A 14,700-nucleotide genomic window follows, 5' to 3' on the forward strand; every position below is an offset into this window, starting at 1 on the left:
ATGTTGACTCTAATTACTGGTGATCCTGGTACGGGCAAATCAGCGTTAGCTGTTTCTATGATGCTTGAAGAGCAGGGCGAGCGTCCTTTGTTTGTGATGGGTATTTCAGAGCTAAAGATACCGCATGAAGTGGCGCCGCCGGTTGCAGAGTGGACAAAGCTCGTGCCTTTGCCGGAAGACCCTTCAATCCAGCGTCCTGTTTTTCAATTCCCGCCTAATGCAATCCTTCTAGTCGATGAAGCACAGACCGTATATAGACCGCGTGCGGCTGGTAGCCGCGTTCCTGACCATGTTGCGGCGATTGAAACTCATCGCCATACCGGCATTGATATTTGGCTGATTACTCAGGGCGTGCATTTAATAGACTCCAATGTCCGTCCGCTTGTGGGTCGACATGTCCATATTCGTGCGCTGCCTTTTGGCCGCAAGCTTTATGAGTGGTCCGAGTGTGGAGACCCAAAGAGTAAAACCTCCCGCGATATTGCTGCACGGCGAAACTACAAATTACCCAAGAAAGTATTTGGTCTTTATAAAAGCGCTAGTCTTCACGTTAAAGTTGATAAGCGAATGCCTACTTATGTTTGGGTTATTGGATTTTCTATTGTCATTGCTTTGCTATTGGCCTTTTTTGCGTATCGTTCTATTAATCGAAAGATGCACCAGGGCGAGCAGGCTCAGCCTAGTTTAACGCAGCCGGATCGGACGCCTGAGGTGGCGACGACGGCGCAGCCGGCGGCGCGTCCTCAGGCGGATGTGACGGCGGTTTCGATTTACGAGGCTGAGCATCCGCGTATCGCTGGAAGGCCTGAGACAGCTCCGCTATATGATGCTCAGCGCTCTGTAAAAGCTATGCCTATGGTTGTGGGCTATATCGCCAGCAAAGGGCGCTGTAAGGCGTTTACACAGCAAGGGACGGTAGTTGCGATGTCGAATGAGCAGTGCTTGTCTGAGATGGAGCAGCCTCGCTATAACCCGTATCTTGATCAACAGGTTTCGCCGCCACAAACGACAAACATTAAAACTCAACAGATAGAGGTTAAGAAATGACTTATTTGTTTTGGTTATTAATGCTAGCTTTTTCAGCGTATGGTCTAGTTCTTATTTTTAAGTTTTTCCTACGGGGTTAACTAAAATGCAAACGATTGAAATTTTTGATATTCTCAAGCTTTGTTTAATTGTTTCTTTTTTTGCCTTTTTCTCTGGCTTTGGAGTTTCTAGCTTTGCTGGAATGTTATTTAGTTCAAGGCGAATCGAAAAATATTTCGATAGATTAATTAAGCCGCCTTCAAAAGATTTAATTGCCAGGGCTTTAAAAATAAGAGTTGCTAAATTACAACGGAGAATAAAAGAATTTGAGAATTCCAATTAAATAACTTCCATTATTCGTTACCATAACGGATAATGAATTATCTAAACGGAGTTTACGCAAATGGCTAAAGACATGAATGACAGCGCAACGCTTGAATTGATTCCGACTGCTAAGAAACGTGGCCGTCCTGCGAGTGGCAAAGCATTAACCAATGCTGAGCGTCAGCGTATATTTAGGCTTTCTAAAAAATTTAAGCATCACTTAGAATTAACTGATGATCAGTGGGTTAATTTGATTTGTGTCATTGACGCTGCCGCAAGAAGCAGCACGTATTTTAGTTCGAGTAAAGAGACCTTTGAATTAATGAGGCTTGTTTACAATTCTCGCTTTAATGATGAATTGCCGGCTGAATATTCTAAATCGTTTGATTTTACGTCCGTTACCGTAACGGAAAATCAACTCGTCCAAGAAAGCGTTACCGTAACGGAAATTGAGGATGTTGAGGACAAACCCGTTACCGTAACGAAAAAGCCGCGTGTTAAGAAGGCGCTGGCCCAGGTTCAGGCCCAGTCAAAAGAACCCGTTACCGTAACGGAAATTCCCGATACTACTAAAGCCGTTACTGTAACGAAAAACAATTTTCAGGTGCGCTACGTTCATCCGGATGAACCTATGCTTACCTGGACGGGTAGGGGGCGTCAGCCTGTGTGGGTTAAAAACTGGCTTGATGGTGGCGGCCAGATTGACGATTTGTGGGTCCGCCATGACTAACTTTCAATTCTTCTTTTTGTTACCGTAACGAAAACCCCGCTTCTAAAAATGCCCAGGTGTGCGCCCTGGGCTTTTTTGTATCTATTTTCCGTTACCGTAACGAAATTCTTTGGGCCTCTGCCTCTCGCCCCGGCTCTTCTGAAGACCTCTCATAGCTCTCTCACCCGCTCGCTTCCGTAGCCCCGCGAAGCGCCCCTAGGGGCCCCATGCGGGCGTTTTGTGCCCGCCGTGGGGGTAGGGGGACTAGGCCGCCATCGAGCGGCCGTAGTAGGGCGTCATAATCACTTCACAATGTCACCTAATTGGGGTTATTCTTACGTTACTCCAAATGAAAAACCCCCAAGTCAGTTGCAGCTGATCTTGGGGGGTGTTGCGAACACGACAGATACAGGCTGCCATGCACACCGAAACTATATACCCTGAAGGTCCGATTTCCAAGCCTCTTAGTCGTCAGGACGCGAAGCGTCCGCATGGGCTTGTCTTATATTCAACAAGTGCGACGCACGAGCAGCGGTTCTTTGAAGCGCGTGCTAGCCGCCTCAAGCGCATGAAGCGGACCGTCATCACGTCCGCCAGAATTCATGCGGAACACGTCTCAGCGAAGGGCTTTCGTAAGCCCAAAGCTGCCATGCTGACGTTGACCTATCGTCCTGATGCTGATTACAGCCCCCGTCACGTTTCTGACCTGCTTGAGCGCGTGCGCAAGTGGCTCAAGCGGCGCGGCGTCCATCAGCTGCGGTATGTGTGGGTTTTGGAGCTTACCAAGGCCGGCAAGCCTCATTATCACCTTGTGTTCTTTCTTCCGCGTGGCCTGACGCTTCCCAAGCCTGATAAACAGGGCTGGTGGCCGCATGGGTCCACACGTATCGAGTGGGCCCGCAATGCGGTGGGCTATCTTGCGAAATATGCGAGCAAAGGCGGGGACGGCTGGCAGTTGCCGGTAGGCGCGAGGCTTTACGGCGCCGGGGGCTTTACAGATGATCAGCGTGAAGAGCGCGCTTACATTCTTGCGCCTGGCTGGATTCGTGCGGTCTGGGACAACAAGGATTACAAGGTGCGTCGCGCGATTGGCGGCGGCTGGATCAGCCTAGCTACGGGTGTGTGGATGGCTTCGCCGTTCATTGTCCAGTTTGACGGTAAGCGTAATGGCGTTACGGTAACGCCAATGGACGTAAAGACCTTCGTTTCAGTCGCTCACGACACATGGCGTGAAGACATTGGCTTGCGCGATTTCGTCCGTGAGTGCCTTGAAGGCGGTGGGAAAGTCGTTCAACTTGGTCAGAAACAAGTGACCGGGTCACTCCGTAGTCCTATGTTTGGAGATGACCCGGACACGCCGGAATATTGGCAAAAGCTTGGCCGCTTGTATTGCAAAGCGATTGAAGCGATGGGCCGCGACGATCTGCGCTTTCATGAGTCGCAGCTTGATCGAGAGTGGGCGGCTTTTTTTTCTGCGTCTCAGGTTCGCATAATGTATATTATGTCAAATTAAGGAAGCTAGGGAAAAAGCTCCCCAAGTTCTTCGCCGCCTTCATCGTCAAGCCCCCTCCGCCAGAGCCTGCCATCTCACCGTGCCGCCCAACTGGTCGGTTTGCGTCTGATCTGCGTCGATGCCGATCCCGTTCACCAGCTGAGGCACCAGGGTTTGCATCATTTGGTAGCCCCGTTGCGGGATCTCCGGCACGCTGCTGCAAGATTGCCAGTAATGCTGAAAAGGCAGTTCATACAACTGTGCTCCACTCAGTCCCGCGTCGGAACCTACATACAAGCCTGGCGCGTAGCCCGCGGCGGAAACCGCTTCAAACCATTGCGAACAATAGTCGGCCACATCCTGCGCCGCCGTCCCATCCGCCACGCCTTCCAGATCGCACCAGATGTTCACGCCGGGCAATAATCCGACCGTTTTCGCGTGCGCAGCGGTGTTTTGGCCGTCGCTTTTGCCCATGGCCGCATTCGGCGACCAACCGGGCTCTCTCACGTGTTGCACGGCCATCAAAGCCAGGCTCGCTTCAAGAATATCCTGCGCCTCGCTTGCGGACAGGTCTGAGGCGTACTCATCGGACCCTAGCGAGAGATAACGAACACAAAATTGGTAGCCGGAGGCGGCGAACTGCCGGGCGAGCTCCAGGGACAGCGGCGTATCGGCGTCAAATCCATGCGCGCCGGCCGCAGCGGCTTCAACGTAGATTCCGCTTGGACTGTAAGAGGCGTTCATCTTCATTAGTCCCACGCAAAAAACAACACTCATCAGCATAAGCCAGGCGGCGTCTTGCGCAGTGCCCATTGGGATGGTTGCGTCTTGGAATGACTATGTTTCGTTTTGACGCTTGGTCGCGGGCTTGTGAAAACAATCCGGCGGCGGATTGCCTTTGATGGCGGCGCTGTAGATTTTCCTGGCCAGCGCGAAATCGGACTCGCCGTAACGCGATGGATCGGCTTTTACTGCTTGCTCCAGCATATTGGTCAGGTGGGCCCACTCCTGGTCATTTAGCGTTACAGTGACGGTATTTGCCCGGTACTTGCGTTGTCGTTCCGCTCCGGACATAGCCAGGCCGGTGCTAGGACGGCCGCGCTTTTTGGTCGCGGCGGTGTTGGCTTCACCTTGCCGCTGTTCTTTCTTCATCGCCAGCCCTCCTCTGCTTATTTGTCTAAGTTAATTATGCGTCACCGTGACGGAAATTCAAAATTATCGTCACGGTGACGAAAATATCACGCCTAGAGGCCATGCCGCTTGGTGCTTTTGCCCGTTACTTCGCCCGGTATGCATAATTAATTCGAAGGATATATGGTATTGAGATGCTATTTTTTTTGTTTTTGGATTAAAATTTGGAATAAAGTAAATATGTGACAGATATTTGCATGGCATTTTATTTGTCGAGTTCGCCCGCGAGAGCGATAACCAGCAACACTGGCTGCGCGCAGCCGGAAGCAACGATCTAAATGACCAACAAAAACATAAAACTACATAATCAACGGCTGCCACAGCACCTGCTGCGGGCACGAGAATCGGTGATGGCCTACTTCCGCCCGATCCTCAACCGTTACGGGGTGACAGAGCAACAGTGGCGCATTCTGCGAGTGCTGGAGGACTTTGGCGATCAGGAGGCCGGCGTTATCGCGGACCGGGCTTGTATCCTACCGCCAAGCCTGACCGGCATCTTGGTCCGCATGGAAAAAGCGGGGTTGATCCATCGCCAGCGCGACCATGTTGACAGCCGGCGCCTGATCATTTCAATGTCGCGGGACGGGCGTGAGCTGATTCAACAAATCTCCCCGTTGGCGGAAGACTGTTATCGACAGATCGAAAGCCATTTGGGCCAGGAAAAACTGGCGCAACTGCTGGGCTTGCTGGATGATCTGGAGAAACTGCCGGCCCCGCGGGTCGGCTGAGTCAGAGCTCGGGCCCTGGGGCGGGTTCCCCCTCGGGTTCGGGCAATCTCCTTGCCGGATCTTGCCGGTAGAACAAGGCAAGCTGCTCGTATAGCTCCGGGCAATCCAGCTTGAGATGATGCGGTAGCTCGAAAAAAGCCTCGCTCAACACGGCGAAGAATTCCGCAGGGTTCTCCGCCGCATACGGATCCAGCCAGCCAGGATCGATTCCGCGGTCCAGCATGCGACAAAATAAACGATAACCTTGAGACCAGACGCGGCTCCATTGCGCCTGGTTCATTCCTTTGTGCAAAGGCGGCGAGCCATTGGCCGGACCGCTTAACATGTCCAGCTTGTGCGCCACTTCATGGACCACCACATTCCATCCGTCCAGTTGCTCCGAAGCTCGCGCGTCCGGCAGCGACAACACCACCGGGCCGTCCTGACGGGCCTGCCCTATCAGCACGCTCTCGCTCTCATGCTGCAGGCCTATGCCGTCCATCCAGATGTCGCGCGCGACAAACGGCGACGGGTACAGCACCACGTCGTTCCAGCCACTCAGGGCGGCTTTGCCCAGATTCATGGCGGGCAGCGCCATTTGCAGGGCCACGCTGGCGCATGAGCGGGCGCTTAAGCGCACCCCGTCTTGGCCGGAGAAGCTTTTGCTGCGCAAAACCCAGGCCGCCAGTTCGATCAGGCGCGATAGCTCCGCCTCGCTCAGCCCGGCCAACAGCGGCATGCGTACAGCTTGTTCGCGCAACGCAGCCATTGTTTCCGGAGCGGTTTTGCCGGATAGCGCGCGGCGAATCCACTCAATCACCATGAACTCTCGTCCCGTTTTATCGTCTCTCCTACTCTGAGGGCGATTTTGCGCATTTCAATGCGCACCCCATCCGATCTGTCGCAAGACGTCAACATTCCGCTTTCGCTGCGCCGGCCCAGGCTAGCGCAACAGTCAAAATCATAAAATAAACGGGGGAATTATCATGAGCCTGCCTTGGCAAACGCTGGCGCTCAATCCTTTAGCGGCATTTGGCGTGCTGCTGTCGCTAGGGGTGATAGGCGGCCAGATCGCTGTGCGGGTGGCGCGGCTGCCCGCCATTGTCGGCTATGTGCTGACTGGCTTGCTGATTGGTCCGCACAGCTTGCGGCTGCTGGACGAGCAGCTACTGCAGCAAGCGTCCATTTTCGTGCACCTGGCCTTGGGCATCGCGCTGTTTGAGGCCGGCCGCCGCGTGGATCTGCGCTGGCTGCGGGTGGAGCGCACCTTGCTGCTGACCACCTTGTTCTATTGTCTGCTGACCTTGCTCGGCCTATTCGCAGCCTTGCAATTGTTTGGCCTGGGGCTGGCGGCCAGCCTGATGTTGGCGGCGCTGGGCGTGGCCACTTCTCCGGTGGTCACACTGGAAATTGTGCGGGAATCTAACGCTGACGGTCAGGTCAGCGAGCGCCTGTTGGTGGCCACCGCGCTGTCCAATCTGCTGGCGCTGCCCTGCTTCGCGCTGGCCTTGTCTTATGGGCATCTGTCCGGCAACAACGGGGTGGAAAGCGGTATTTTGCTGCCGGGCTGGCTAACCTTGGCCTCCTGTGCACTGGGCTTGCTGGCCGGTCTCGCGGCGATCCAGCTTAATCGCTGGCTGGGCGGCCGACAGCGGGAATCGCAGAAAGTCATGTTGTTCGGTTTGATCGCGCTGGTCGTCGGGGTGGCGGACATGCTGCAAGTCTTACCGTCCCTTGCCTTGCTTACGGCCGGCCTGGCCACTCGCAACCTCAAGCACGGCCATACCGTCACTGAACGCGGCATCATGTCGTCGGCTCATATCTTTACCGTGGCTTTCTTCGTGGCCGCCGGCGCGCAATTGGCTCCGCAGTCGCTGGCGCAGTTTTGGCCGGTGGCGGTGGCCTGCCTGCTGTTGCGAACCGGCTTCGCCGTGTTGATTTGGTGGCTGGCCGCCAGCGCCAATGGCCTGCCCAAGCGCCATGGCGCCTGCCTGGGGCTGGCGCTGAATTCCTGGTCCGGCGGCACTTCGCTGCTGATGAGCCTGGGCGCGATTTCCCTTGGGGCCGCCGCGGGCAACTTCAGCGGGGTGATGATGGCCATCTTGGTGATCAATGAGTTGTGCGCGCCGGTGCTAACCCGCCTGGCCTTGAAGCTGGCCGGCGAAACCCGGCCGCAGGAGTGAGACGATGCTGGAATTCAACCGCAGTCAGCCGCTAACCCTGGGGGTGGAGCTGGAGCTGATGATTCTCAATCGGCGCGATTACGATTTGACCCGCGGCTCGGACGATTTGCTGCTGCAGGTGAATCGTCAGCAACACGGTTTCGACATCAAGCCGGAAATCACCCAGGGCATGATAGAAATCGGCACCGCCGTGCATAGCGATGTCAACAAGATGCTGGAGGAAATTCTGGCCATCCGCGAGCTGCTGGTCAGCAGCGCGCGCAAACTGAACCTGGGTCTGGCCGGCGGCGGCTCGCATCCGTTCCAGCATTGGGACGAGCAACGCATTTATCCCAAAGAACGCTATCACCTGGTATCCGAGCTGTACGGTTATCTGGCCAAGCAATTCACCGTCTACGGTCAGCACATTCACATCGGCTGCCCTGATGGCGACAGCGCGGTGCGGCTGACCCATTATCTGGCGCGCTACATCCCGCACTTCATCGCACTGTCCGCCTCCTCTCCGTTCTACCAAGGCGTGGATACGCTGTTCCAGACCTCAAGGCTGACCAGCGTCAACGCCTTTCCGCTGTCCGGCTGCATGCCTTGCGTCAACAACTGGGAGCAGTTCAACGACTATTTCCGGCGCATGGCCAATCTGGGCATTGTCGCCAGCATGAAGGATTTTTACTGGGACATCCGGCCCAAACCGGAATACGGCACGGTGGAAATCCGCATTTGCGATACGCCGTTGTCGGTGGAGACCCCGGTGTTGTTGGCGGCTTATGCGCAGATGCTGGCGCATCGTTGCCTGGGCGAGCAGCAGGACGAGGTGTGTCAGGAACATTATCTGACCTATAGCTACAATCGCTTCCAGGCCTGCCGCTTCGGTTTTGACGGCATGTTGGTGGATGCCGGCAACAATAGCCAAATCGGACTGCAGGAGGATTTGCTCAACACGCTGAATCAGTTGGAGCCGCAGGCCGAGGCGTTGGGCAATCAGACGCAACTGGCCGCCTTGCGTCAGCGGGTGCTGAAACGACAGTCGGACAGCGCTTGGCTGCGCCAAGTGTTCGACGACAGCGGTTCTTTGTCCGAAGTCGTGCGTCGACAAAGCGAACACTGGATGTACGCGGCGCCGGGAGTGGGCGTAAACTGAGCGGCTACCACATTACCACAAGCCGCCATGCCATTCGACCTGCCCGCCCTGCCCGACCCCGCGCTGCCTGCCCGCTACTGCATTTTCGAAGGGTCCAAGATTCTGCTGTTGGATCAGGCCTTGCCGGATGAGCGCGCGCGCGGCTGGTCTTTGTCCCAGCAGCTGTTCATCGGCGTACATGATGGTCACAATCTTTACTTGGCGGAACTGGTGGGCGCGCCGCCGTCCGGCAGCGACTGGCTGGCCCTGCGGCCGGCCTTGCTCAGTCTGCCTTCCGGGCTGGCGCCCGCCATCGCCCGCGCCGCGCAAATCCGCCAGTTTCAACGCACTCATCGCTATTGCGGCCGCTGCGCCGGGCCGCTGCTTCAGCGGCCGGACGATAGCGGCAAACGCTGTTCCAGCTGCGGCCAGCTCTACTATCCCAAGCTGTCGCCGGCGATGATGGTGGTGATCCATCGCGGCCGGCAATTGTTGCTGGCGCGCAGCCCTCACTTCGTCCCCGGCGTTTACAGCGCGCTGGCCGGTTTTGTCGAGCCCGGCGAAACACTGGAGGAATGCGTGCACCGCGAGGCGTTTGAAGAGGTGGGCGTGCGCATCAAGAATCTGCGCTACGTCTGCTCGCAATCCTGGCCCTTTCCCCACTCGCTGATGCTGGGTTTTACCGCCGAGTACGACAGCGGGGACATCCAACCTCAGGAGGGCGAAATCGAAGACGCCGGCTGGTTCGACATCGACGCCCTGCCGCAAACGCCGACGCCCATCTCCATTGCCTATCAATTGCTGAATCACACCGTAGCGTGGCTGCGCGCGCGGGACGAGGGGCGGGCCTAGCCGCTTAGCCGCATGGCGGACGGCCCCCGTCTCGCACCCCTATCCATCTTTCCATCACAAGCAGGCCGGCGCGTCTGCTTGATCCTCCACATCGTTTTGACGCTGTCCCCGTCTACTTCCTCCGCGCTCTCCCGCCGTCGCCCATCGCCAAATGTTCAAGGGATCTTCGCTCTTGCATATAAGTTTTTCTACTCATATCCATAAATACAAAAAGTAATGCTGATATAAGCGCGGTGATAAGCTTTAGTCATAGCAAAAGCGACGCGACTCCCGCCTGCAAGGGGAAATCTCGTCGAATTCAATGAAATACGGCGGCGATGACGCAGGCCGGCCTCCCTCCTCAGGCCAAATCACCGCGCCGCACAAGGAGCGCAAAATGAAAATCCGCATGCTTGCCTTATCCCTCTTGCTGGCCTGCGCAGCCAACGCTTCCCTGGCCAGCCCAACTCAATGCGAAAACAAAGACTACGCCTTGCAATTGCTGGGCTCGGGCGGGCCGATCTCCGACGACGGCCGCGCCTCGTCGGCCTCGCTAATCTGGTGGAAGAACAAACCCGTGGCGATGATAGACGCCGGCGGTGGCGCCTTTCTGCGCTTCGGCCAATCCGGCGCGCGGCTGGAAGACGTCGGCTTCATCGGCCTCACCCACTTCCACACCGACCATGTATCGGACTTGCCCGCGCTGCTTAAGGGCAGCTACTTCTTCAGCTCGCCGCGCGCCATTCAGATGTCCGGCCCAACGGGCGGCGCCGGCTTTCCCAGCCTGAGCGGCTTCATGAACGCCCAGTTCAACGCCAAAAGCGGCGCTTACGCCTATCTGTCCGGCCTCTACTCCGGTCAGGGCGCTATTCCGCTGAAGGTATCGCTGTCCAATGTGGACTACCGCAAGACCACGCCGACCACCGTGTATGAAAAAGACGGCGTCCGCATCAGCGCGCTCGGCATTCCGCATGGCGACGTGCCCTGCCTGGCTTATCGCATAGACACGAAAGACGGCAGCATTGTCATCTCCGCCGACCAGAACGGCAGCAACCCGCACTTTCTCGATTTTGCCAAGAATGCGGACATCCTGGTAATGCCGCTCGCCATCGACGAGCAGGCGGACCCCGCTTCCGCCTTCCTGCACGCCAAGCCGTCCGTCGTCGGCCGCATCGCCGCAGCGGTGAAACCCAAGCAGCTGGTACTCAACCATTTTATGGGCAAGGGGCTACGGCTCAAGGAGCAATCAATCTCCATTGTCCGCCGCTATTACAAAGGACCGCTCTACGCCAGCCGCGACCTTTCATGCTTCCCGGCGCATTGAGCGCCGCCATCCCAAAGGAGAACCGACATGAAAAAACAGATCATTCTTTCCATCGCCATGACATCCTTGCTCGGCCTGAGCGCCGAAGCCGCATTGGCGGCGGAAGCCAGCCAGCCGGAGCAGGAGGTGAAAAGCCAAAGCGGCCATGGTGGCAAATGCGCCAGCGGCAAGTGCGGCACGGTGAAGATGTATGAAAAAGCCGACATCAAGCACAACCCGCAAGATCAACTGGTCCGCGCTCGCGACGGCAAGTGCGGCAAGACCGGCCAAGGCGTCCACTCCGACCAAACCGGCAAGGGAAAAATGGTGGAGGGCGTATGCGGACAATAAATCAACAGGCCGTCGGCGTGGGGCTGCGCGCCGAACATGCCCAATGGCTGGCCGATCACCCCCCGCAGCCTGAAATCGACTTCCTGGAAATCACGCTGGAAAACTGGATGGACATCGGCGGCCGCAAACGCGAGCAGCTGGACCGCCTGGCGGAGAAATACCCGTTGATCTCGCATGGGCTCAGCCTGTCGATAGGCGACGAGCTGCCGCTGGACGCGGACTATCTCCAGCGCGCCAAGCGCTTTCTCGACCGCTATCGCATCCGCCTGCACGGCGACCACCTCAGTTACTCCCGCGATCGGCAAGGTTATTTGTACGAACTGTTGCCGATTCCGCGCGACGAGACGGCCGTGGCGCGCATCGCAACCAAGATCCGCCAAGCCCAAGACACCCTGGAGCGGCCGCTGATTCTGGAAAACATCAGCTATTACCACAATCACCCCGGCCAGATGGCGGAAGCGGATTTCATCCGCGCCGTCGTGGAGCAGAGCGGCTGTCAATTGTTGCTGGACATCAACAACGTCTACGTCAACGCCTGCAACCACGGCTACGACCCGCGACGCTTCATCGCCGATCTGCCGTCCCAGGCCATCCGCTACTTCCACATCGCCGGCCACTGGCGCCGCGACGACGGCATGTTGATCGACACCCATGGCGCGGCCGTATGCGAGGAAGTTCTGGAGCTTGCCCGATACGCCGTAGCGCAGCATGGCTCTCGTCCCTTGCTGCTGGAGCGAGACAACAGCATGCCGCCGTGGAGCGAGTTATGCGCTGAAGCGGCCAAACTGCGGCAGTGCCTCCACCAAGCCGCGGCCCAGGCCGCCTGAGCGCGGCAAAGGAGACATCATGAACGCGATATCGGACATCGAAACCTTCAGCCAGCGGCTGCGGGGCGGCCCGGAGGCCTTGGGCGAGCGTTCCGTCGAGCTTTACCGCCAGTTTCTGCGCGGCAATATCGAGGAAGTGCTGAGCCATGTTTTCCCCTTGTTCTGCGCCAGGCTGTCGGCTGAGCAGCTGCGCGGCAGCATCGACGACTTTTTGGCGGGTCACGCCTCGTCCAGCCCCGAGTTCCACCACATCGCCACCGAGTTTCTCTGTTTTTCCCAAGCCGGCCTGCCCGCGGATCTGCGGCAATGTCTGGAATACGAGTGGCTGCTGTTCAGCGTGGAAATCGACGAAGCTCTCGTGACGCCGCCATCCACAAGCGAAGTGACGGAGCGCTCAGTCTTCTCGCTCAATCCCACGCTGGCCTGCATTGATATCCAACTGGACTTCGCCGGCCTTGCCGGCCCTTACGCCATCTTCCGCGACGCCCGTCATCAGGTGATCCAGAAACCGCTGAGCGCTTTAGATCGCTGGCTGCTTGAAGCCTTGCGGACGCCTTGCACCTATCCGGATCTGTCGGCTGAAGTTCCGCTCGACGCGCTCTGGACCTGGCTCAAGGAAGCGCTCGCCATCGGCTTGATACAGAGGCGCGACATGCGCGCGCCGGCGTCCGACGCCGGCCGCCCAATATGAGGAATACGAAAATGATTGCCAAGATAATGAATGGCTTCGACCGAGCGCTTGCAGCATGCAAACAATACGACTTCATCGCCCTGCTGGGCGTCCGCCTCTATCTGCTCCCGGTGATCTACGTCGGCGCCCACTCCAAGGTGGTCGGCTTCAGCGCGGCGGTGAGCTGGTTCGGCGCTCCGGCCAGCGAAGGCGGCCTGGGCCTGCCCTTCCCCGTGCTGTTCGCCTTTCTGGCGGTGGCCACCGAGGTGCTGGGCCTGGTCTGCATTGCGCTCGGCTTGTTCACCCGGGTGATGGCCATCCCCATGATGGTGCTGATGAGCGCGGCCAGCGCCATGGTGCACCTGCCGCGCGGCTGGCTGGCCATTGCCGCCAAGGACATGGAGTCCAGCCAGCGCTTGGCCGGCTTCCTGTCCTGGCTGGCAGAGAACTTCCCCGGTCGTTACAACTACATCACTGAACTGGGCGACCCGGTCATCCTGAACAACGGGATGGAGTTCGCCGCCACCTACTTCGTCATGCTGTTGGTGCTGTTCTTTTACGGCGGTGGCCGCTACGTCAGCTTGGACTACTGGCTGCGCAAGCGTTTTGCCACTTAAAAAGCGTTTCAAAACCTACTGCAGCTAATGAAATGTGACGCGGGGAGCTCCGCTTCAGAGCTCGCCTGTCGGCCATGGTGGGACGCCAGCCTTTTGGTCAGTTCGAACCTACATGCCGGCCGCCTATAACAGGCAGTAGCTGGCATCCTCATGTCGGCCTCCTGTTATGACCATGAGCCCCAGCCAATTTGGCTGGGGTCTTTTTATGTCTTCGAATTAGCCATGGCGACTACGAGAACGCATGCATCGCCATGTCAAAACAAGGTTTCCAGACTAAGGTTGTTGTTGCTGGGCCCATAAAGCCAGGCCCTGATTGAACTCATCCTTGGTCAGGATATTGTAGTTGAGAGCGCGCTCATCGAAACCAGGCGCGTTTTTGATGTCGTCTATATGACTTTGACCCACTTTCCACACGCCGACGGAATGACCTGCGGCCTGGGCTGAAGCCGCCATTGCCGCCGAACGCTGCTTATTGAGGGAGGCGGAACTGTCCAGTGCTTTATCCGCCTTGACATCTCTGCAGAATAACTTCTCCGCTACAGCCCAATCCTGCAGCAAAGCCTTGGCTTGGGTCTGAACATCTTGCGCGTTGAGCGCGCCGGGCGTCTGGTATTTATGGCTCAGTTGTTCGATATGCTGATGCAAGGATTGAAGTTGATCGATAGATTGCTTGTCGTCTATGGCCAGGAGTTCGTGCATGGTCAGCAAAAGCTGCTTGGACTCCGTCTTGAATGCGCTTTCCACGAAACTATTCCATGCCTGCTCCAGCGGATAGCCAGCAACCCCCAGCGCCGGCGGATTGTTTCCCGCGGCGAACTGCTCAGCCAAGGGAATGAACTTCTCTTTGACATCGGCAAGCCGCATTTCCAAGCGCAGCATGACGGAGTCGCCAAATTGTTCGGTGGTTTTGGTCAGGAAGGACTTGCCAAACAGCTTAAAGCCGCCGCTGGTCTGGCTATATTGAAACTGATCTTCTTTCCAGTACTGAGCGTTCTGCATGCCCAGTGATTGAATGTACGCCTTCTCTTCCTGGCGGCGCGGTCCGGATTCAGGGTGGGACTCGCCGACAATATTCAGCCGGTGTGGATCCAGCGATTTCACCAACTGAGAACTCGGACCTGGAAGGCTTGCACTGCTTATGCCAGTCAAATGGCCTGTCTGATAATTGCTCCTTGCGGAGTTCGATGCGGAGCCGTTTACGTGTTGTGCCCCTACAGAGCCAATTGGGGACTTCCAGAAACCTGCTTCAGGCAATCAAAAACCAAGCATGCCCTCACACAGATAAAATTTTCAGCAACTTGACGCAGCCAGCGTCGCTGAAGCTGCTGTTTTTGCGCCCGGAGCCCGTATTT

General features: G+C 57.1%; 17 protein-coding genes. 13 read left to right on the forward strand and 4 right to left on the reverse strand.

The features are described 5' to 3' along the window. From B0T39_RS19160 to B0T39_RS19170, 4 genes are all read left to right on the forward strand, one after another. Entirely contained in the window at positions 1-1,047 is a 1,047-nt protein-coding gene (locus tag B0T39_RS19160; protein WP_081549418.1) for a zonular occludens toxin family protein, read from the forward strand. A gap of 85 nt (positions 1,048-1,132) precedes the next feature. Then, positions 1,133-1,369, forward strand: a complete 237-nt coding sequence (locus tag B0T39_RS25245; protein WP_141111305.1) for a hypothetical protein — start codon at positions 1,133-1,135, stop codon at positions 1,367-1,369. 60 nt (positions 1,370-1,429) lie between these two features. Beyond that, positions 1,430-2,080: an H-NS histone family protein gene (locus B0T39_RS25250; RefSeq protein ID WP_141111306.1), complete on the forward strand. Its 651-nt coding sequence runs from the start codon at positions 1,430-1,432 to the stop codon at positions 2,078-2,080. A 397-nt stretch (positions 2,081-2,477) separates the two neighbouring features. Continuing rightward, positions 2,478-3,572, forward strand: a complete 1,095-nt coding sequence (locus B0T39_RS19170; protein ID WP_141111307.1) for a rolling circle replication-associated protein — start codon at positions 2,478-2,480, stop codon at positions 3,570-3,572. 45 nt (positions 3,573-3,617) lie between these two features. Here the strand turns inward: B0T39_RS19170 and B0T39_RS19175 are convergent, their stop codons facing one another. Both B0T39_RS19175 and B0T39_RS19180 read right to left on the reverse strand, forming a co-directional pair. Continuing rightward, the gene (locus B0T39_RS19175) at positions 3,618-4,295 is read right to left on the reverse strand and encodes a glycoside hydrolase domain-containing protein (RefSeq protein WP_081549453.1); all 678 of its coding nucleotides are present in this window, start codon (positions 4,293-4,295) and stop codon (positions 3,618-3,620) included. 93 nt (positions 4,296-4,388) lie between these two features. Further along, the gene (locus B0T39_RS19180) at positions 4,389-4,703 is read right to left on the reverse strand and encodes a hypothetical protein (protein ID WP_081549424.1); all 315 of its coding nucleotides are present in this window, start codon (positions 4,701-4,703) and stop codon (positions 4,389-4,391) included. 317 nt (positions 4,704-5,020) lie between these two features. On the opposite strand from B0T39_RS19180, the gene hpaR reads away from it, so the two are divergent. Beyond that, positions 5,021-5,470 carry a homoprotocatechuate degradation operon regulator HpaR gene (gene hpaR, locus B0T39_RS19185; protein ID WP_081549426.1) on the forward strand — a complete coding sequence of 150 codons (450 nt, stop codon included), beginning with the start codon at positions 5,021-5,023 and terminating at the stop codon, positions 5,468-5,470. A 1-nt stretch (position 5,471) separates the two neighbouring features. On the opposite strand, the gene B0T39_RS19190 is transcribed toward hpaR, so the two are convergent. Continuing rightward, complete coding sequence (locus B0T39_RS19190) at positions 5,472-6,272, reverse strand: zinc-dependent peptidase (protein ID WP_081549428.1); 801 nt, start codon at positions 6,270-6,272, stop codon at positions 5,472-5,474. A gap of 163 nt (positions 6,273-6,435) precedes the next feature. On the opposite strand from B0T39_RS19190, the gene B0T39_RS19195 reads away from it, so the two are divergent. The 8 genes from B0T39_RS19195 to B0T39_RS19230 all read left to right on the forward strand — a co-directional run bounded on the left by B0T39_RS19195 (position 6,436) and on the right by B0T39_RS19230 (position 13,348). Continuing rightward, entirely contained in the window at positions 6,436-7,632 is a 1,197-nt protein-coding gene (locus B0T39_RS19195) for a cation:proton antiporter (protein ID WP_081549430.1), read from the forward strand. Positions 7,633-7,636: 4 nt separating this feature from the next. Continuing rightward, positions 7,637-8,770, forward strand: a complete 1,134-nt coding sequence (locus tag B0T39_RS19200; protein WP_081549432.1) for a YbdK family carboxylate-amine ligase — start codon at positions 7,637-7,639, stop codon at positions 8,768-8,770. A 27-nt stretch (positions 8,771-8,797) separates the two neighbouring features. After that, a complete protein-coding gene (nudC, locus tag B0T39_RS19205; protein ID WP_081549434.1) occupies positions 8,798-9,601 on the forward strand; it encodes an NAD(+) diphosphatase in 804 nt (267 codons plus the stop codon). Between the two features lie 376 nt (positions 9,602-9,977). Further along, on the forward strand, positions 9,978-10,904 hold the full coding sequence (locus B0T39_RS19210) for an MBL fold metallo-hydrolase (protein ID WP_081549455.1): 927 nt from the start codon (positions 9,978-9,980) through the stop codon (positions 10,902-10,904). A 27-nt stretch (positions 10,905-10,931) separates the two neighbouring features. Beyond that, entirely contained in the window at positions 10,932-11,234 is a 303-nt protein-coding gene (locus B0T39_RS19215; protein ID WP_081549435.1) for a hypothetical protein, read from the forward strand. Further along, positions 11,222-12,061 (forward strand): DUF692 domain-containing protein, encoded by an 840-nt coding sequence (locus tag B0T39_RS19220; protein WP_081549437.1) that lies wholly within the window; start codon positions 11,222-11,224, stop codon positions 12,059-12,061. Before B0T39_RS19215 ends, B0T39_RS19220 begins: the two co-directional genes overlap by 13 nt. 19 nt (positions 12,062-12,080) lie before the next feature. Next, complete coding sequence (locus tag B0T39_RS19225) at positions 12,081-12,752, forward strand: HvfC/BufC family peptide modification chaperone (RefSeq protein ID WP_081549440.1); 672 nt, start codon at positions 12,081-12,083, stop codon at positions 12,750-12,752. Positions 12,753-12,763: 11 nt separating this feature from the next. Then, positions 12,764-13,348 (forward strand): HvfX family Cu-binding RiPP maturation protein, encoded by a 585-nt coding sequence (locus B0T39_RS19230; RefSeq protein WP_081549441.1) that lies wholly within the window; start codon positions 12,764-12,766, stop codon positions 13,346-13,348. A gap of 273 nt (positions 13,349-13,621) precedes the next feature. Here B0T39_RS19230 and B0T39_RS19235 read toward each other — a convergent pair whose 3' ends face one another. Continuing rightward, a complete protein-coding gene (locus B0T39_RS19235) occupies positions 13,622-14,452 on the reverse strand; it encodes a hypothetical protein (protein ID WP_141111310.1) in 831 nt (276 codons plus the stop codon). Between the last annotated feature and the right edge of the window lie 248 nt (positions 14,453-14,700).

It is taken from the genome of Chromobacterium haemolyticum (assembly GCF_002081825.1).
GTDB lineage: Bacteria > Pseudomonadota > Gammaproteobacteria > Burkholderiales > Chromobacteriaceae > Chromobacterium > Chromobacterium fluminis.